The sequence below is a fragment of the Streptomyces sp. NPDC048337 genome, assembly GCF_043201175.1.
Taxonomy (GTDB): Bacteria; Actinomycetota; Actinomycetes; order Streptomycetales; family Streptomycetaceae; genus Streptomyces.
The window spans coordinates 217,088-234,708 of record NZ_JBICYR010000007.1 but is presented as its reverse complement, the minus strand read 5'-3'; the positions used below and the strand labels follow the sequence as shown (position 1 = coordinate 234,708).

Annotated in this window: 14 protein-coding genes, 2 tRNA genes and 1 pseudogene; 4 read left to right on the top strand and 13 right to left on the bottom strand. The window is 72.5% G+C overall.

Annotated features, from left to right (window positions below):
- Positions 1–47: 47 nt before the first annotated feature.
- From ACGFYU_RS14780 to ACGFYU_RS14745, 8 genes are all read right to left on the bottom strand, one after another.
- Positions 48–2,294, bottom strand: a complete 2,247-nt coding sequence (locus ACGFYU_RS14780) for an ArnT family glycosyltransferase (protein ID WP_393827667.1) — start codon at positions 2,292–2,294, stop codon at positions 48–50.
- Positions 2,291–3,565, bottom strand: a complete 1,275-nt coding sequence (locus tag ACGFYU_RS14775; protein ID WP_393827666.1) for a glycosyltransferase — start codon at positions 3,563–3,565, stop codon at positions 2,291–2,293. The genes ACGFYU_RS14780 and ACGFYU_RS14775 overlap by 4 nt, the downstream gene beginning before the upstream one ends.
- Before the next feature lie 25 nt (positions 3,566–3,590).
- Positions 3,591–5,126 carry an ATP-binding protein gene (locus ACGFYU_RS14770; protein WP_393827776.1) on the bottom strand — a complete coding sequence of 512 codons (1,536 nt, stop codon included), beginning with the start codon at positions 5,124–5,126 and terminating at the stop codon, positions 3,591–3,593.
- Between the two features lie 83 nt (positions 5,127–5,209).
- A complete protein-coding gene (locus ACGFYU_RS14765; RefSeq protein WP_393827665.1) occupies positions 5,210–5,977 on the bottom strand; it encodes a response regulator transcription factor in 768 nt (255 codons plus the stop codon).
- A gap of 76 nt (positions 5,978–6,053) precedes the next feature.
- Positions 6,054–6,935 carry an amidohydrolase family protein gene (locus ACGFYU_RS14760; protein WP_393827664.1) on the bottom strand — a complete coding sequence of 294 codons (882 nt, stop codon included), beginning with the start codon at positions 6,933–6,935 and terminating at the stop codon, positions 6,054–6,056.
- Positions 6,919–7,257, bottom strand: a complete 339-nt coding sequence (locus ACGFYU_RS14755) for an antibiotic biosynthesis monooxygenase family protein (protein WP_393827663.1) — start codon at positions 7,255–7,257, stop codon at positions 6,919–6,921. Before ACGFYU_RS14755 ends, ACGFYU_RS14760 begins: the two co-directional genes overlap by 17 nt.
- Before the next feature lie 109 nt (positions 7,258–7,366).
- Entirely contained in the window at positions 7,367–8,251 is an 885-nt protein-coding gene (locus ACGFYU_RS14750; RefSeq protein ID WP_393827662.1) for a DUF2797 domain-containing protein, read from the bottom strand.
- Entirely contained in the window at positions 8,248–8,682 is a 435-nt protein-coding gene (locus ACGFYU_RS14745) for an Lrp/AsnC family transcriptional regulator (RefSeq protein ID WP_393827661.1), read from the bottom strand. Before ACGFYU_RS14745 ends, ACGFYU_RS14750 begins: the two co-directional genes overlap by 4 nt.
- Before the next feature lie 98 nt (positions 8,683–8,780).
- On the opposite strand from ACGFYU_RS14745, the pseudogene ACGFYU_RS14740 reads away from it, so the two are divergent.
- Positions 8,781–9,446 (top strand): annotated as a pseudogene (locus tag ACGFYU_RS14740) (SMP-30/gluconolactonase/LRE family protein); the annotation flags it as partial.
- A gap of 36 nt (positions 9,447–9,482) precedes the next feature.
- Here the strand turns inward: ACGFYU_RS14740 and ACGFYU_RS14735 are convergent.
- The 3 genes from ACGFYU_RS14735 to ACGFYU_RS14725 form a co-directional block, all read right to left on the bottom strand.
- On the bottom strand, positions 9,483–9,848 hold the full coding sequence (locus ACGFYU_RS14735) for a PH domain-containing protein (protein WP_393827660.1): 366 nt from the start codon (positions 9,846–9,848) through the stop codon (positions 9,483–9,485).
- Between the two features lie 216 nt (positions 9,849–10,064).
- A tRNA-Arg gene (locus tag ACGFYU_RS14730) sits at positions 10,065–10,137 on the bottom strand.
- Between the two features lie 257 nt (positions 10,138–10,394).
- Positions 10,395–10,485 (bottom strand) — tRNA-Ser (locus ACGFYU_RS14725).
- A gap of 186 nt (positions 10,486–10,671) precedes the next feature.
- Here ACGFYU_RS14725 and ACGFYU_RS14720 point away from each other — a divergent pair.
- The 3 genes from ACGFYU_RS14720 to ACGFYU_RS14710 all read left to right on the top strand — a co-directional run bounded on the left by ACGFYU_RS14720 (position 10,672) and on the right by ACGFYU_RS14710 (position 15,186).
- Positions 10,672–11,097: an SSI family serine proteinase inhibitor gene (locus ACGFYU_RS14720; protein ID WP_393827659.1), complete on the top strand. Its 426-nt coding sequence runs from the start codon at positions 10,672–10,674 to the stop codon at positions 11,095–11,097.
- Between the two features lie 119 nt (positions 11,098–11,216).
- Positions 11,217–14,597, top strand: coding sequence for a PAS domain-containing protein (locus ACGFYU_RS14715; protein WP_393827658.1), 3,381 nt, complete (start codon positions 11,217–11,219; stop codon positions 14,595–14,597).
- Positions 14,598–14,610: 13 nt separating this feature from the next.
- Complete coding sequence (locus ACGFYU_RS14710) at positions 14,611–15,186, top strand: antibiotic biosynthesis monooxygenase (RefSeq protein ID WP_393827657.1); 576 nt, start codon at positions 14,611–14,613, stop codon at positions 15,184–15,186.
- A gap of 7 nt (positions 15,187–15,193) precedes the next feature.
- Here ACGFYU_RS14710 and ACGFYU_RS14705 read toward each other — a convergent pair whose 3' ends face one another.
- Together ACGFYU_RS14705 and ACGFYU_RS14700 are read right to left on the bottom strand one after the other, a co-directional pair.
- A complete protein-coding gene (locus ACGFYU_RS14705; RefSeq protein ID WP_393827656.1) occupies positions 15,194–16,843 on the bottom strand; it encodes a long-chain fatty acid--CoA ligase in 1,650 nt (549 codons plus the stop codon).
- Positions 16,844–17,019: 176 nt separating this feature from the next.
- Positions 17,020–17,553, bottom strand: coding sequence for a SigE family RNA polymerase sigma factor (locus ACGFYU_RS14700; RefSeq protein ID WP_393827655.1), 534 nt, complete (start codon positions 17,551–17,553; stop codon positions 17,020–17,022).
- Positions 17,554–17,621 lie beyond the last annotated feature (68 nt).

Here is a 17,621-nt window from a genome sequence, read left to right as displayed (position 1 = left end):
CGGTCCGCCCTCTTGATGCTAGGCGGTGTGCCACCTGTGACGCCGGATCAGGACGCGACTGCGCTCGTAGGGGCCGTCAGGTCGTAGAAGGTGGCTCCGCCGATCGTGGTGGCCTTGAAGGTGGCCTTGATCCAGTTCTCGATGGCCGTGCCGGTGGCTCCGCCCGGGCCACCCATCCGGGCTGCGCCCTGGGCCGTCCCGGCCGCTTCTCCGGTCCCGCCTGTCCCGCCGGCCGCGTCGAGGCCGCCCTGGCCGATGAACCAGTGGATCCTGCCGTCCCGCACGTATTGCTTGAACTGCTCCAGGGTCGGCGAGGGGTCGCTGCCGTTGAAGCCGCCGATGGCCATCACGGGTGCCTCCGAGGCCAGTTGGTAACTGGCCGCGTTCTGGGAGCCGATGGCCGCCGCCGCCCAGGTGTACTTGTCGGCGTCCGCGCGGAGGGCCGCCTTGGCCTCGGCGCCGACCTTGGTGCCGTTCAGCAGGCCGCCGGGCCCGCCCTGGCCCCCGGCGAACCGCTCCAAGACCCGCCCCGCCTGGCCGCCCGGAGCGCCCTGACCTGCTTGACCGCCCTGACCTGCTTGACCGCCCTGGCCGCCCTGGCCGCCCTGGCCGTTCGGCGTCATCGGACCGGGACCGCCCTGGGGCCCGCCCTGCTGACCGCCTTGGCGGCCGCCCTGCGGAGCGCCACCCGGCCCGCCCTCCACCGTCCCCTGCTCCCCGGCGGGCCCGAACCTCATCCCACCGGGCCCGCCCCGGCCGCCCGCCACCGCGGGCCCGGCCGTCACGATGGAACCGGCGTGCCCGGTGCTCACGGTGGTCAGGCAGTACGCGAGCGGACCCGCCAGGGCCGCGCCCAGCCCCAGCGCCGCGGTGGCCAGCAGCACCCGCCGCCCGGCCCCGGCCGCGAACGGCAGTGCGGCCGCCGCGACCAGCCCGCCCACCAGCACCGCCCAGCGCAGCCACGGCAGATAGTCCGTGGCCCGGCCGAGCAGGACGTACGACCAGACGGCCGTCACGGCGAGCGTGCCGGACAGCGTGAACAGGGCGGCCCGGCTGCCCCGCTCCTCCCAGAGCACCCCCACGCCCATGCCGACCAGCGCCGCCACGAACGGCGCCAGCGCCACGGTGTAGTACTCGTGGAAGATGCCCTGCATGTAGCTGAAGACGAGCGCAGTGATCAGCAGCGCGCCGCCCCAGGCCAGGAAGGCCGCCCGGGCCATGCCCTCCAGCGAGTCCGTGGCCCGCCGGGCCCGCCAGGTGACGACCAGTCCGGCCACGAGCATGATCAGCGCGGCGGGCAGCAGCCAGGAGATCTGGCCGCCGATGTTGGACGAGAAGAGCCGGTCGATGCCGGTCTCCCCCCAGCCCCCGCCGCGGCCGGCGAGCACCGGACCGCCCTCGGGCATGCCGTAGGCCGCGGCCCCGCCGGTCCGCGTGCCGCCGCCGACGCTGCCCGTCTCGTTGCCGTTGATCCGCCCCAGGCCGTTGTAGCCGAGGGTCAGTTCCAGGAAGGAGTTGTTCTGGGAGCCGCCGATGTACGGGCGGGAGGAGGCGGGCCACAACTCCACGATCGCCACCCACCATCCGCCGGCCACCACCATCGCGAGCCCGGCCAGCAGCAGCTGGCCCAGTCGCCTGCGCAGCCGGGTCGGCGCGCAGACCGCGTACAGGAGGGCGAGCGGCGGCAGGATGACGAAGGCCTGGAGGGTCTTGGTGAGGAAGGCGAAGCCGACCGCGACGCCCGCCCACACCAGCCATCGGGTGTGCGCCCCGTCCAGGGCCCGCAGCAGGCAGTACACGGTGACCGTCAGCAGCAGGGTCAGCAGCGCGTCGGGGTTGTTGAAGCGGAACATCAGCGCGGCCACCGGCATGAGCGCGAAGACGGCGCCGCTCAGCAGGGCGGCCCCCGGCCCGAACTGGCGTCGTACGGCGGCGTACAGCACCGCGGTCGTCGCCACGCCCATCAAGGCCTGCGGGACGAGGATCTGCCAGGAACCGAGCCCGAACAGCCGGACCGACAGCATCATCGGCCACAGCGCGGCCGGGGGCTTGTCGACGGTGATGGAGTTCCCGGCGTCCGAGGACCCGAAGAAGAAGGCCTTCCAGCTTTCGCTGCCCGCCTGTACGGCCGCGGAGTAGAAGGAGTTGGCGTAGCCGGAGGAGCCCAGGTCCCACAGCAGCAGGGCGGCGGTGGCGATCAGGAGTCCGGCGAGGGCGGGGCGTTCCCAGCGAGGCCGGCCCGTATGGGCCCGGGCCTCGGCGGCCGGGAAGAGGGGTACTGCTGCCGTGGTCATCGGCCGTCCTCGGTCGTAGGGATCTCGGGGCCGCGCCGCTCGGGGAAGACCCAGGCGCGGAAGAGCAGGAAGCGCAGCACGGTGGCCGCGAGGTTGGCGGTGATCAGGACGGCCAGCTCGGTGCTGTGCGCGGGATGGGCCGCTGCCGCCCCGAGGGCGGCGAGGGAACCGCTGGTCAGGGCCAGCCCGATGGCGAACACCACCAGCCCCTGTGCCTGGTGGCGCACGGCCCGGTCCCGGCCGCGCACACCGAAGGTCAGCCGTCGGTTGGCGGCGGTATTGGCCACGGCGGAGAGCAGCAGGGCGGCTCCGTTGGCCAGCTGCGGACCGGTGCCGGTACGGAACGCGGAGTAGAGCAGCAGGTAGAGGAGGGTGGACAGTGCTCCGACGGCGCAGAAGCCGAGCAGCTGGCGGGCCAGCCCGCCCGGCACCCCGGGCAGGGCGGAGCGGTCGCGCGGATCGTCGCCGAAGGGGCGGGCGAGCCGGTCGAGCGGGAGCGCGCCGACAGCCAGCGCCCGGCCCACCCGCCACACGCCCTTGAGGTCCTCGGCGGCGGTCCTGACGATGTGGACGGTGGAGTCGGGGTCGTCGACCCAGTCCACCGGCACCTCGTGGATCCGCAGTCCGGCCCGCTCGGCGAGCACCAGCAGTTCGGTGTCGAAGAACCAGCCGGAGTCCTCCACCAGCGGCAGCAGCCGCTCGGCCACCTCCCGCCGGATGGCCTTGAACCCGCACTGGGCGTCGCTGAACCGGGCGGCGAGGGAGGAGCGCAGGAGGAGGTTGTAGGCGCGGGAGACGAACTCCCGCTTCGCTCCCCGCACCACGCGGGAGGAGCGGGCGAGCCGGGTGCCGATGGCCAGGTCGGAGTGGCCGGAGATCAGCGGGGCGACCAGCGGGAGCAGGGCGTTGAGGTCGGTGGAGAGGTCCACGTCCATGTACGCGAGGACGGGCGCCTCGGAGGCGGACCAGACGGTCCGCAGGGCCCTGCCCCGGCCCTTCTCCTCCAGCCGGGTGCTGCGCACGCCGTCCAGGGCCGCGGCGAGCGCTCCCGCGACCTCGGGGGTGCGGTCGGTGCTCGCGTTGTCGGCGACGGTGATCCGGAAGGGGTAGGGGAAGGTGCGGGTGAGGTGGTCGTGCAGCCTGCGCACGCAGGGGCCGAGGTCTTTCTCCTCGTTGTAGACCGGGATCACCACGTCGAGGACGGGCTCGCCGGGCACGGGCGCGAGGGGCGCCCGTGCCGGAAGGGCCCCGGGAGAGGTGTCGGTTCGCATGCTCCGACCCTCGTGGGACGGCCTGTCATCGCTGTGTGGTGAGCCTGTGCCCCGTCTGTGAGTCCGCGGCCGCCCGGTCGGTGTCGGGTGCGAGGGGCAGCAGGACCTCGAAGCGGGTCCGCCCCGGCTCGCTCTGCACGCCGACCTGCCCGCCGTGGGCGGTGACCACGGCGTCGACGATGGCGAGTCCGAGCCCGGTGGAGCCGGCAGCCCGGGAGCGGGAGGCGTCGCCGCGGGCGAAGCGTTCGAAGACGTGGGGGAGCAGGGCGGGCGGGATGCCGGGCCCGTCGTCCTCGATCCGCAGCCGGACGGCGGATGTTTCACGTGAAACATGGGCGGTGACGGTGGTCCCGGGCGGGGTGTGGGTGCGCGCGTTGGCCAGGAGGTTCACCAGGACCTGCTGGATCCGGGCCGGATCGGCGCGGACGGGCGCGGGCTCGTCGGGCAGCCGCAGGCGCCAGTGGTGCTCGGGGCCGGCGGCCCGGGCATCGCTGACGGCGTCGACCACGAGGGGGGCCAGGTCGGTGTCGGTGTGGCCGGTGGAGGGCGGGCGCCCGGCGTCGAGCCGGGCCAGTAGCAACAGGTCCTCGACCAGGCCGGTCATCCGGGTGGCCTCGGATTCGATCCGGCCCAGGGCGTGCCGGGTGTCGGGGCCGGTCTCCTCCCGCCCCCGGCGGGTCAGTTCGGCGTAACCGCGGATGGAGGCCAGTGGGGTGCGCAGCTCGTGGCTGGCGTCGGCCACGAACTGCCGGACCCGCGTCTCGCTCTGCTGGCGGGCCGTGAGGGCGGAGGAGACGTGCCCCAGCATCCGGTTGAGGGCCGCGCCGACCTGACCGACCTCGGTGCGGGGGTCGGCTTCGGCGTCCGGGACCCGCTCGTGGAGGGCCGGCTCACCGCTGTGCAGGGGCAGTTCCGAGACCCGGGTGGCGGTGGCCGCGACCCGGCGCAGCGGGCGCAGGGCAACGCCGACCAGGGCCTGTCCGGCCAGGGAGGCCGCGATCAGCCCGGCGAGGGTGACGCAGACCTCGACCGCGATCAGGGTGTTCACGGTGGAGTCGACCTCGTTGAGCGGGAAGCCGAGGACGAGGCTGCCGTCGGGGGCGGCCAGAACCCGATGGGTACCCAGCCCCGGCAGGTCCAGGTCCGCCGGCCCGGTCCGGCCGTGCGCGGCCTTGCGGGCGACCTCGGCGAGCGCGGCGGTCTGGGCCTCGGCCAGGGGTCGGACGTGGTCCAGGGCGGGCCCTTCGGCGCGTGAGGTGAGGGCGGTGACGGCGACCTTGCCGTCGGAGTCGAGGCGGATCCCGGCGGTGCCCGTCGGGTTGCCGGGAGCCAGCACGAAGTCGGCCATGTTCTCGCGGGCCGCCTTCCCGGGGCGGGGCCGGCCGGCCATGTCCACCGAGGTGGTCAGCTGCTCGTCGAGCCGGCCGACCAGGTACGAGCGCAGCGCGAGGGTGGTGACGGCCCCGATGGCCGCGCCCACCACGGCGATCAGCGCCACGGCCGAGACGACCAGCCGGGTCCGCAGGGACCAGGGCCGGCGGGCCGGCAGCCGCCGGACCAGACCCGGCGGCAGCAGCCGGGCCGCACGCGGAGCCGGACGCCGGGCCGGGCGCCGCGGCGCATGCGGGGACGGACGCAGCGCCACTACTCGGCCGGCTTGATCAGGTAGCCCGCCCCGCGCCGGGTGTGGATCATCGGGGCCATACCGGGCCCGCTCTCCAGCTTCCGGCGCAGGTAGGAGATGTAGAGCTCCACGACATTGGCCTGGCCGCCGAAGTCGTACGACCACACCCGGTCCAGGATCTGCGCCTTGCTCAACACCCGCCGCGGGTTGCGCATCAGGTAGCGCAGCAGCTCGAACTCGGTCGCGGTCAGGTGGATCTCCCGGCCGCCCCGGACCACCTCGTGGCTGTCCTCGTCGAGCCGCAGGTCGCCGACGGCCAGCACCGAGCCGCCGCGCGCCGCCTGGGCGGCTCCCGAACGCCGGACCAGGCCGCGCAACCGGGCCACGACCTCCTCCAGGCTGAACGGCTTGGTGACGTAGTCGTCGCCGCCCGCCGTGAGGCCCGCGATACGGTCCTCGACGGAGTCCTTGGCCGTCAGGAACAGCACGGGGAGCTGGGGGATCTCCCGGCGCAGCTGCCCCAGGACGGCGAGCCCGTCCATGTCGGGGAGCATGATGTCGAGGACCACCACGTCCGGGCGGAACTCCCGCGCCGCCCGCACCGCGCCCGCCCCGTCGCCGGCGCTGCGGACCTCGCAGCCCTCGTAGCGCAGGGCCATGGACAGCAGCTCGGAGAGCGAGGCCTCGTCGTCGACGACGAGCACCCGGCAGGGGCCTCCGTCCGGCCGCACCAGGGCGGTGGGGTTGATGGTGGACGTGGACGCGTGGGAGGTGGTCGTCGCAGTCATGCAACCACGCTGACCCGCGCCTCTGAGAGCGTTCTTGCCCCTACCTGTGAATTCCCTGAGAAACGGAGCGGACCGCTCAGGCGGGGACGCGGAAGAGGCGGGCGCCGTTGTCGTGGCAGACGGCCCGCAGCCAGCCGTCCCCGAGGCCGAGCCGCTCCAGGGCGTCGAGCTGGTGCTCGTACGGGTAGGGGATGTTCGGGAAGTCGGTGCCGAGCAGGATCCGGTCGCCGAGGTCCGCGAGCCGGCCCAGGTCGCCCGGCGGGAAGGGGCTGACCTGCTCGGAGAAGTCGGTGAAGGCCATGGTGGTGTCCAGCCGCACCTCGCCGTACCGGTCGGCGAGGTCGAGGAAGTCCGCGTACTCGGGCATGCCCATGTGGGCGATGACCAGCGGCAGCCGCGGATGGCCGGCCAGCAGCCGGGCGATCGGCTCGGGCCCGGTGTGCTTGCCGGGGGCGGGTCCGGAGCCGCAGTGGATCACGATCGGGATCCCGGCCTCGGCCAGCAGCCCCCACACCGCGTCGAGCCGGTCGTCGTTCGGGTCGTAGCCACCGACCTGGAGGTGAGCCTTGAAGATCCGCGCCCCGGATTCGACGGCCTGCCGGACGTACGAGGCCACGCCCTCCTCCGGGAAGAAGGTCGCGGTGTGCAGGCAGTCGGGGGTCCGGGCGGCGAAGTCGGCGGACCAGGCGTTGAGCCAGGCGGCCATGGCCGGCTTGTGCGGGTAGAGCATCGCGGTGAAGGCCCGGACCCCGAACTCCCGCAGGAGCGCGATGCGCTGCTCCTCCTCGTGCCGGTAGGTGATGGGCCACTCGACACCGGTCATCGGGCCGACCGCGTCGAAGTAGTCCCATACCTTGTCCAGGACCCGCTCGGGCATGAAGTGCGTGTGGACGTCCACCAGTCCGGGTAGTCCGAGCCGTTCCCGGAAGGCGCGGACGGCCTCAGCCGTTGCGGACAAAGCCGTGACTCCGCTCGACGGTGGCGACGTGCAGGGTGTAGCTCTCGTACCAGTCGGCGCGGCCCTGCTTCATGGCCGCCCGGTGCTCCAGGTCCTCGCGCCACGCGCCGAGCGACTCGTGGTCGCGGAAGTAGGCGACCGTGATTCCGAGGCCTCCCGGGGTGCGGGCGGACTCGTAGCCGAGGAAGCCGGGATTCTCCGCGACGATCTCGTTCATCCGGGCGAGGGTCTCGGGATATCCGCTGTCGTCGGAGGTGCGGACGCTGCTGAAGACGGCCATGACATAAGGCGGTTCGAAGGCCGGTACCGGCTGAGTGGTCATGCCCACCACCCTCGGCGGCGGCCCCCAGCATGTCCACCGGAATTCGCCCCGGAAGCCCAAAGGGATCCAAGTTTTGACCTTGGTCGCGGTGGGCGGGACCACGAACCCCTCAGAACAACCCGTCCTGCTCGCCGGGAGCGGTGGCGGCGACCGGGACCTGGGCCACCGGGACGGTGGTCACGGCCTCGTCGGGCGGGCCGACGAGCTCCCAGCCCGCCAGCAGCCGGGTGTCCACCACCAGCCCGTCCGCGAGGTGCAGATCGGGACCGGCAGCCCCTGCCAGCAGGCCCACGACCGCCCCGCCGGGAACCATCTCGGTGATCACCCGCCCGGGCGCGGGCAGCCCTGCCAGCCCGAACACCCCGGCGTGGTCGACGACTTCGCAGCCCACCCGTTCGAGCGACTCCGGCCACCCGGGCAGCGCGGCCGCCCGCGCGTGCAGCTCGGCGACCTCCCGGGCCCGCTCGGGCGCGGCCGGCAGGTGCGCCCGTACGGCCCGCTTACGGACGTACGCGATCCGGTCGGGCACCCCGAGGGCCGCCCGCAGCAGCTCCTCGGTGCGCCGTGCGGCCATGAGCGGCCCGCGCCCCAGCCAGGCCCAGGCCACCGCCCCCTGCTCCAGCAGCCGGGCCGGGCCCCGCTCCTCGGCGGTGATGCCGACCTTGACCATCCCGGGCCCGAACCAGGCCAGGTAGACCCGATAGGTGCGCGGATCGGCCGCGTTGGTGTCGGCGGCCACCGAGAACGACCGGTCCAGGCGCGCGCATTCGGGGCACTGGGCATTCCCCGCGCGGCCGGGCACGCCGGCAGCGGTGGGGCAGGGCGTCCGCTTCCCCGCCCGCCGCACTCCGAGGCAGTGCCGCTCCCCGTGTGCGACGAAGGCCAGCCGCTGCCCGTAGGCGAGCACGCTCGCCCGCTCGCCGCGCCCCTGCCCGTACCACCCGATGGCGGGCCGCCCGTCGTTCCACCGGATCCCGGTGCACCACCAGGTCACAGCGGGAGCGGCCGCTCGAAGAAGGTGTCCAGGACGACGGTGGCGTGCGTACCGCTGACCCCGTCGATGGCGTAGAGGCGGCGCAGGACATCCTGCAGCTGCCCGGTCGAGGCCGTGCGCACCTTGACCAGCACCGAGGCGCTCCCCGCGATGATGTGCGCCTCCTGGATCTCGGGGATCGCGGCGAAGGCGGCGCCGGACTCACCCATCCAGGCGTTGGAGTCGACCATCACGTAGGCGAGCACTCCGCTGCCGACCGCGGCCGGGTCGACCTCGACGGTGGTCCGCCGGATCACCCCGCGCTCGCGGAGTTTGCGTACACGCTCGTGGGTGGCCCCGGCCGAGAGCCCGACGGCCGTGCCGAGAGCGGCGTACGACTGGCTGGCGTCCTCCTGCAGGCGCAGGACGAGCGCCCGGTCGATGTCGTCCACGCGATTTTCCTCCCATGGGCCCGTCGGCCCTTGCGAAGACGGTACCGGATCCTGCAATCTCGCCATCACACCGAACATAATTCGGCAATCTGCTCTCAATGGGAATCACGTCTGCCATAGCTGACCTCACCTTGTACGAGATCCTGGACGAGCGCTTCCAGACCGGCCGCTGCGCCAACGGCGACACCCGACTGGAGCGGCTCTACGACGACTGCCGCTGGGCGGAAGGCCCGCTGTACCTGCCGGCCTGGCGGCAACTGGTGTGGAGCGACATCCCCAACGACCGGATGCTGCGCTGGGACGAGGCGACCGGCGCCGTCTCCGTCTTCCGCTCCCCGGCCTGCCACTCCAACGGCAACACCCTCGACCGCGAAGGCCGCCTGATCACCTGTGAGCAGGGCAACCGCCGCGTCACCCGCACCGAACCCGACGGCACCCTCACCGTGATCGCCGACCGCTTCGACGGCAAGCGGCTCAACAGCCCGAACGACGTGGTCGTCCGCTCGGACGGATCGATCTGGTTCTCCGACCCCGACTTCGGCATCACGAGCGACTACGAGGGCCGACGCGCTCCCAGCGAGATCGGCGCCTGCAACCTCTACCGGGCCGACCCCGCCACCGGCGAGGTCCGGATGGTGGCCGACGGCTTCCTCGGCCCCAACGGAGTGGTCTTCTCCCCCGACGAGTGCGAGCTGTACGCCTCAAACACCCGGGCCGGACACATCCGCGCCTTCAAGGTGACCGACGACGGCACCCTGCTCGGCCGCCTCCGCGTCCTCTGAGGGCAGCCCCGCACCCTCCTACCGGGCGACGAACTGCGTCAGGATCGCCTGCACCTCGTAGATGTCGACCCCCTTGGTGAAGGTCTTCTCGATCGGCTCCGAGCTCCCGGATATCCAGATCTTGAGCTCGGCGTCGAGATCGAAGTGGCCGGCGGTCTCCACGGAGAAGTGCGTGATGCTCCGGTACGGGATGGAGTGGTACTCGACCTGCTTGCCCGTGAGTCCCTGCTTGTCCACGAGCACCAGCCGCCGGTCGGTGAACAGGATCGTGTCCCGGATCAGCAGATAGGCGGCGTGCACCTGCTCGCCCTGCCCCAGCAGTCGCGCGTAGTCCCGCTGCGCCGACGCGTGGTCGATGCTGTGCGCGTTTCCGAACAGTCCCATGAGAGCCCCCGCCCTTCAGGTTCGAACGATCATGCTCGAACGATCTGAAAAGACCGTACCGACGCCCGTCCGTAACCCGCGTCCCCCGTCAGAGCCATCCCACCCCTGACAACCTCCGGGGTACTCCCTCCCCATCAAGGAGGAGCAGAGGAGTACATACGACAGGACATACGCCAGAGGCCCCCAGGATTTCTCCCGGGGGCCTCTGGCCTGCTGTGCACTCGGCAGGATTCGAACCTGCAACCTTCTGATCCGTAGTCAGATGCTCTATCCGTTAAGCTACGAGTGCTTGGCTTCCTGGGGTTTTGCGCCCCGTTGGCCTTGCGAGAACAACAATACATGGACCTCGCCGGGACGCGAAATCCATTAGCCAAACCAGCTCTGACCTGCGGAAACGCCCTGGAAGAAGATCATCCGGTTGGAGCGGGGGGCTGTCCCGGAGGTTCACTCGCGAGCCGGAGCACCCTGCGGCGGGCGGCGGCTCCCGAGTTCGCACCCCGAACGCACCGAAGCCCCGGTCCGTACGGACCGGGGCTTCGTGAAGTGCGGAGGCGGAGGGATTTGAACCCTCGATGGGGTGTAAGCCCCAAACCGCATTAGCAGTGCGGCGCCATAGACCGGACTAGGCGACGCCTCCAGCACACCCCCGCGTACGAGGGTGCGTGCAGATGATGACACAGGCGCAGGGCCCCTCACCAATCCGCTCCCACGGTACTAGCAGGGACGGGCGGAGGGCAAAGCCTTAAAGCCCCGGCGGCACGCAACGTCGGCGCGCCCGTGTCGTTGGTCAGGCGTACGACGTACGGACGACCTGGAGTGCCCCATGCTGCGTCTCGCCGCCTTCGCCGTCACCTCCGCCCTGGCCGCCGCGGCCGCCGGGCCGCTGCCCCCGCTGCCCCTGGGGCGGCTGCTGGCCTCCCCCGACCGACTCGCCATCTCCATGACCGCCACGGGCAACCCCCAGTTGAAGCGGGAGTACCAGCTCGAGTGCGACCCTGTCGGCGGCGACCACCCCCAGAGGGAGCGGGCCTGCGCGCGGCTGGACCAGCTCGCCCGTGAGGGCAAGGACCCCTTTGCGGCCGTCGCCCCGGACCAGATCTGCACCACGCAGGACGGCGGCCCGGCCACCGCCCGGATCAGCGGGAGCTGGCGCGGGCGCACGGTGGACGCGACCTTCCGCCGGACGAACGGCTGCGAAATCAGCCGCTGGGACAAGTTGGAACCTCTCCTTCCGAGTGGGCGATCCTGACCTGGGAGGATGCGCGGAACGGGCGGTATCCACCCCACATCGGCCACCCCGCCGGGAGGCTGTGGCCTTAGACTCCTCCCGTGACATGCCGGTAGTTGTGGTCAGGGAGGAAGCTCGTCGTGAGCAGCAGGCCATCCCGAGGCGCTGCTCGCCTCGCAGCAATACTCGACGCTCTTCCCGACGCGCTGTTGCTCGTCAACGCCAACGGCACTGTCGTCAACGCCAATTCGATCGCTCTCGAGGTCATGGAAAGCCCGGGCACCGGCCTCGTCGGCCGGGGTGTGCTCGACCTTCTGCCCGAGTTCGACTCCAAGCTGATCCCCGGCTCCATGCGCCGGCCCGGCGAGGACGAAGGCGGCCGGTCCAAGCCCAAAAGGATGATCGCGCGCCGCACCGACGGCAGCGAGTTCCCCGTCGAGGTCACCAGCGCCCACCTCGACGGGCGCGACGCCTACCGCGAGCCGCAACCCGCCTACACCGGTGACGAGCTGCTGATGCTCGTCGTACGGGACCTCTCGCAAACCGTGGACACCGAGGCCGAGCTGGCCCGCTCCCAGCGGCAGACCGAGATGATCCTGCGGGCCGCGGCCGAGGGCGTCGTCGGCACCGACACCGAGGGACGGGTGGTGCTGGTCAATCCGGCCGCCGCGCAGATCCTCGGCTACCGCGCCACCGACCTCGGCAACCGCGAACTGCACGGGCTGGTCCTGCACTCGCGCGCCGACGGCTCCTCCTTCCCCTTCGACGAGTCCCCGCTCGCCGACACCCTGCGCAGCGGACGCAAGCACCGCGTGCGCGGGCAGGTGCTGTGGAACAAGGCCGGGCAGCCGGTCTCCGTCGACCTGACCACCTCTCCCGTACGGGACGGGGAGCAGCTCGTCGGCGCCGTCATGACCTTCACCGACCGGCGGCCCTACGACGCCCTCGCCGCGCGCCACGCACAGCTGCTGGCCGTCCTGGGCGAGTCGCTGCGCGGGCCGCTGGACGAGCTGCGCGGGGAGCTTGCGACGCTGGCCGCCGATGACGCGGGGCAGCTGTGGCCCGAGGCCAACCAGCTGCTGCACCACCTGGCCGCCGGGTACTCCCGGATGACCACGCTGGTGGACAACGTACTCGGCTTCCAGCGCCTGGATTCCGGCACCGAACGGCTCGGCAAGAAGAAGGTCCTGATCAACGGCGTCGTCGCGGCCGGGGTCGACGGAGCGGTCGAGCTGATCGGACCGGGCCGCGCGCAGTTCGCCGTCCACGCGCCCACGATCGAGGCCGAAGTGGACGCGGAGCGGATCTCGACCGCGCTCGCGCACCTGGTCGCGGACGTCGCCGGAGTGGACGCCACCGGCAAGACCCGCCAGGGCAGCGGGTACAGCGACTCGACGATCGTGGTGGCGGCCGCACAGCGCGGTGACGTCGTACGGATCGAGGTGCGCGGGCCGTACGAGGGTGGCAACCCGGTGCACGAGCCCATCGTGCGGGGGATCGTGGCCGCGCACGGGGGTGTGCTCCAGACCGTGGAGGTGCCGGGCGCGCCCGGCGGGGCGTACGTGCTGGAGCTGCCGCTGGGCGCGGGAGCCGGGACGGTGACCCTGCCGGAGCCGGCGGAGGAGCCCCCTACCGGTCCGGCCGGGGATGCCACAGGGACGTCCGGCGGCGCGGCCCCGGGCAAGGTCTCCGGCGGGCGCCGGGGCCGACGCGGTGTGGACGCCTTCCTGGACGACGAGGACTCGGGACGCGACGCCGCCCAGGGCGGGGGCGCGTTGGCGCTGCCGTCCGGGCGGCGGCGGGCGGGTGAGGCCGGTGCCCCCGACGCGGGCCTGGAGCTCGCGCAGTCCCCGGTGAATCCGGCAGGACTGGGCACCGGGCGCAGGCGCGGCCGGGCCGGCGACGGCAGCGGTGAGTCCGACGCGACCGGTGGGCCCGGCGGCAGCGGCGCGAGCGGGGGCCAGGACGGTCCCGGCCGGCCGGTACCCCCGCAGGGCACCGCCATGCCCGCGCTGCCGCCCGTGCCCGCGGTGCCCTCGGTTCCGGTGACGGAGCATCCCGCCGGGCGGCGGCGGGCCCTGGGTCCGGCCGGTCCTTCAGGCCCCACCGGTCCCGCTCAGTCCGGTGGTCCCGTCCCGGCGACCGGACTCGGGCCGACGCCAGTGCCCATCCCGGCTGCCCCGCGGCCCATCGCGCCCGAGGGCGGCTTCGCGCTGCCCGCCGGGCCGATCCCGGCTCCGGCTGCTCCGCAGACCCCCGCGATGGCAGGCTCGGCCCCCACTCCCGCCGAGGCCGATGCCGACGCCCAGGCCGGGCGGCGCGGGCGCCGGGTGCTGGGCGCGCCCGCAACCGGGGGCGAGGCGCCCGCCCTGCCGTCGGCCGGGGGCGCGGAGGAGCCCGCAGAGCCCGTGCAGCCCACCGGTCGGCGGCGTGCCCTGCCGGCGACCCCGGCTTGGCCCGTGCCCGCGGCCCGTACCGCTCCCGAGGACGACCGGGCTTCCGGCCAGGTCGCCCTTCCCGGGGCCAGGCAGCCGCAGGACACCCCGGCCGAGGGCCAGGCCGCGCAGCCGATCAGCGTGCGCGCCCTCGGCACCCTCGGTCAGGGCATCTCCGTGGACCCCGCCGGCTCGGGCTCCGGCCGCCGTCGGCGGCTCTCCGAGCCCGCGCCCCAGGGGCGGGCCTTCGCCATAGGAGCCCCCGAGGCGGGCGCCGACGAGGGTCCCGAGCCGCTGGACGGTCCGGGCGGCGCCGTGGAGGTCGTCAACCGTCCCGTGCCGCGGCCCGTCGACGACGAGCTGCCTCCGGAGCCCTTGGACAACCCGCGCCGGCTGCTGGTGTGGCCCGCGCCCGACGTACAGACGCAGCAGGCGCTCAGCGACCGCGGCTACCGCCCGGTGATCGTGCACTCCCGCGAGGAGGTGGACGCGCAGATCGCCGCGTTCCCCGCCGCACTGTTCGTGGACCCGCTGACCGGTCCGATCACCCGGACCGCCCTGCAGTCCCTGCGCCAGGCCGCGGTGGCCGCCGAGGTGCCCGTACTGGTCACGGCCGGGCTGGGGCACGCCACGCGCGAGGCCGGGTACGGCGCCGATCCGGCCGTCCTGCTGAAGGCGCTCGCGCCGCGCGACAGCGAGCAGCACCCCTCCCGGGTGCTGCTGATCGAGGAGCACGACGAGATCGCGACCGCGCTGACCGCCGCCCTGGAGCGGCGCGGGATGCAGGTCGCCCGCGCGGGCGCCGACACCGACGCCGTGGAACTGGCGACGCGGGTGCGGCCCAACCTGGTCGTCATGGACCTGATGCAGGTCCGGCGCCGACGGGCCGGGATCGTGGACTGGCTGCGCGCCAACGGGCAGCTGAACCGCACCCCGCTGGTCGTCTACACAACCAGCGGCATCGCCCCGGCCGACCTCCCCCGGCTGGCCTCCGGTGAGAGCGTGCTCTTCCTCGCGGAGCGGGCCACGACCGCCGACGTCCAGGGCCGCATCGTGGACCTGCTGGCCAAGATCGGCACCAACTAGTAATCCTGGCCCGATGGCCATCATCGACACGAGCGAGCACACCGTCCCCGCCGACAACGGGGAGGTGAACCTGCTCATCGCACGGCAGGTCGAACCGGGGCACGAGGAAACCTTCGAGGCCTGGGCCCACGGGATCCTGGAGACGGCCGCGAGTTTTCCCGACCACCTCGGCTACGGGCTCTTCCGCCCGGCGGCCGAAGGAGGGCCGTGGTTCCTGGTCCACCGTTTCCGCAACCAGGCGGCCTTCCAGCGCTGGCAGGACTCCGCGGAGCGGGCGCAGTGGTTCTCCAACTGCCTCGGCCACCACCACACGGAGATAGCCCGCCGGGAACTGCACGGCATGGAGACGTGGTTCGCCAAGCCGGGTACGACCCGGCCCGCGCCGCCGAGGTGGAAGATGGCGATCAGCTCGGGCCTGGCCATCTTCCCGATCTCGCTCGCCGGCAACGCGGTGCTCGGGCCGTACCTGGTGGACCTTCCCTTCGTGCTGCGGACGGCCGCCTTCGCCGTCGTCTTCAGCACCCTGATGACCTATGTGGCCATGCCCGCCGTCAGCAAGCTGCTGCGGCCATGGCTCACCAAGGGCTGAGAGCAGGTCAGTCCAGCTTCGTGACGTCCAGCGCGCCGTCCGCGTACTGCTTGCGGATCACCTTCTTGTCGAACTTGCCGACGCTGGTCTTCGGGACGGCTTCGATGATCGTCCAGCGCTCCGGCAGCTGCCATTTGGCGATGGACTGGCCGAGGAAGGCGCGCAGTCCCGTGTAGTCGACGCTCGCGCCCTCCTTGAGGACGACGGTGGCCAGCGGGCGCTCGCCCCACTTCTCGTCGGGGACGGCGACGACCGCGGCCTCGGCGACCTCGGGGTGCGCCATCAGCGCGTTCTCCAGCTCCACACTGGAGATCCACTCACCGCCCGACTTGATGACGTCCTTGGCGCGGTCGGTGAGCGTGAGGAAGCCCTCGGAGGTGATGACGCCGACATCGCCGGTCTTGAGCCAGCCGTCGGCGCTGAACTTGTCCTCGGGCCGGAAGGGTTCGCCGGACGCGCCGCCGTAGTAGGAATCCGCGATCCAGTTGCCGCGTACCTCCAGCTCGCCCGCCGACTCCCCGTCCCAGGGCAGGACGTCGCCACCCGGGCCGATCAGGCGGGCCTCGACGCCCGCCGGGAAACGGCCCTGGGTGATCCGGTAGGGCCACTCCTCCTCGGCGCTCAGGCCGGCCGGCGGGTGCGCCATGGTGCCCAGCGGGGAGGTCTCGGTCATGCCCCAGGCGTGGCAGAGGCGGACGCCGAGCTTGTCGTAGGCCTCCATCAGGGACGGCGGGCAGGCCGCTCCGCCGATGGTGACCTGCTTCATCGACGTGAGGTCGCGCGGATTGGCCGTGACCTCGGCCAGCAGCCCCTGCCAGATGGTGGGAACGGCAGCGGCGTGCGTGGGCTTCTCCCGCTCGATCATCTCGGCGAGCGGGGCGGGCTGCAGGAAGCGGTCCGGCATCAGCATGTTGATGCCGGTCATGAAGGTGGCGTGCGGAAGGCCCCAGGCGTTCACGTGGAACTGGGGCACCACGACGAGGCTGGTGTCCTTGTCGGTCAGCCCCATCGACTCCGTCATGTTGACCTGCATCGAGTGCAGGTAGATCGAGCGGTGCGAGTAGACGACGCCCTTGGGGTCCCCGGTGGTGCCGGAGGTGTAGCACATGGCCGCGGCCTGGCGCTCGTCCAGCTCGGGCCAGTCGTAGCTGTCGGGACGGCCCGCGAGGAGTTCCTCGTACTCGTGCACACGCACGTCGAGGCCTTCGAGTGCGGAGCGGTCGCCGATGCCGGAGACCACGACGTGCTCGATGGTCGGCAGGTGCGGCAGCAGCGGCGCGAGCAGCGGCAGCAGGGTGCCGTTGACCAGGACGACGCGGTCGGCGGCGTGGTTAACGATGAAGACCAGCTGCTCGGGAGGGAGCCGCAGGTTGAGGGTGTGCAGGACCGCGCCCATGGAGGGGATCGCGAAGTACGCCTCGACGTGCTCGGAGTTGTTCCACATGAGGGTGGCGACACGGTCGTCCTGCTGCACCCCGAGCTCATCGCGCAGGGCGTTCGCGAGGCGGGTGGCGCGGGTACCGATCTCGGCGAAGCTGCGGCGATGCGGCTCAGCCTCCCCGGTCCAGGTCGTGACCTGGGACTTCCCGTGGATCGTCATCCCGTGCTGGAGTATGCGGGTGACGAGGAGTGGTACGTCCTGCATGGTGCTCAGCAAAGCGTCCTCCCGGTGAGCGCTGCGGCGCTGCGGCGGCTACGGATGCTGCGATTCTGCGCACGTACCGCTCGGCATGTCACTACCCGAGGGTAGAAACCGGGCCGTGTTTCACGTGAAACATCCCTCGCGGTGAAGTGCGGAGCGGTGTTTCACGTGAAACATCCACCGGCTCAGGCTCACCTGACCGGAGTGAGCTCCGGGTCCTCACGGAGTTTGACCAGTGCGCGGGAGACGGCGCTCTTGACCGTGCCGACCGAGACCCCCAGCAGTTCGGCGGTCTGCACCTCGCTGAGGTCCTCGTAGTAGCGCAGGACGACCATGGCCCGCTGCCGGTCGGGCAGCCGGGTGACCGCGCGCCACATCGCGTCCCGCAGGGCCTGCGCCTCGGCCGGGTCCGCTGCGGGGGCCTCTTCAGGCTCCGGGAGCTCGTCGCAGGCGAACTCGTCGACCTTGCGCTTGCGCCACTGGGAGGTGCGGGTGTTGACCAGGGCCCGCCGCACGTAGCCGTCCAGGGCGCGATGGTCCTCGATGCGGTCCCAGGCCACGTACGTCTTGGCCAGGGCCGTCTGGAGGAGGTCCTCGGCATCGCAGGGGTTGGCGGTGAGGGAGCGCGCGGTGCGCATCAGGACCGTGCCCCGGGTCCGGACGTACGCCGAGAACGACGGGTACGGCGTCGGATTCGAGGCGAGTGTGCACACAGGCGTGGTCATGGCTCCACGCTAGGAGCGCGCGAACGCCCTGGGATCGGCCGCAAGTGCCGAAGGGGGGTCCACCTCAG

Excerpts from the sequence above, each read along its gene's own strand:
- ACGFYU_RS14780 (WP_393827667.1), bottom strand. The coding sequence starts at position 2,294 with ATGACCACGGCAGCAGTACCCCTCTTCCCGGCCGCCGAGGCCCGGGCC.
- ACGFYU_RS14775 (WP_393827666.1), bottom strand. The coding sequence starts at position 3,565 with ATGCGAACCGACACCTCTCCCGGGGCCCTTCCGGCACGGGCGCCCCTC.
- ACGFYU_RS14765 (WP_393827665.1), bottom strand. The coding sequence starts at position 5,977 with ATGACTGCGACGACCACCTCCCACGCGTCCACGTCCACCATCAACCCC.
- ACGFYU_RS14755 (WP_393827663.1), bottom strand. The coding sequence starts at position 7,257 with ATGACCACTCAGCCGGTACCGGCCTTCGAACCGCCTTATGTCATGGCC.
- ACGFYU_RS14735 (WP_393827660.1), bottom strand. The coding sequence starts at position 9,848 with ATGGGACTGTTCGGAAACGCGCACAGCATCGACCACGCGTCGGCGCAG.
- ACGFYU_RS14720 (WP_393827659.1), top strand. The coding sequence starts at position 10,672 with ATGCTGCGTCTCGCCGCCTTCGCCGTCACCTCCGCCCTGGCCGCCGCG.
- ACGFYU_RS14710 (WP_393827657.1), top strand. The coding sequence starts at position 14,611 with ATGGCCATCATCGACACGAGCGAGCACACCGTCCCCGCCGACAACGGG.
- ACGFYU_RS14700 (WP_393827655.1), bottom strand. The coding sequence starts at position 17,553 with ATGACCACGCCTGTGTGCACACTCGCCTCGAATCCGACGCCGTACCCG.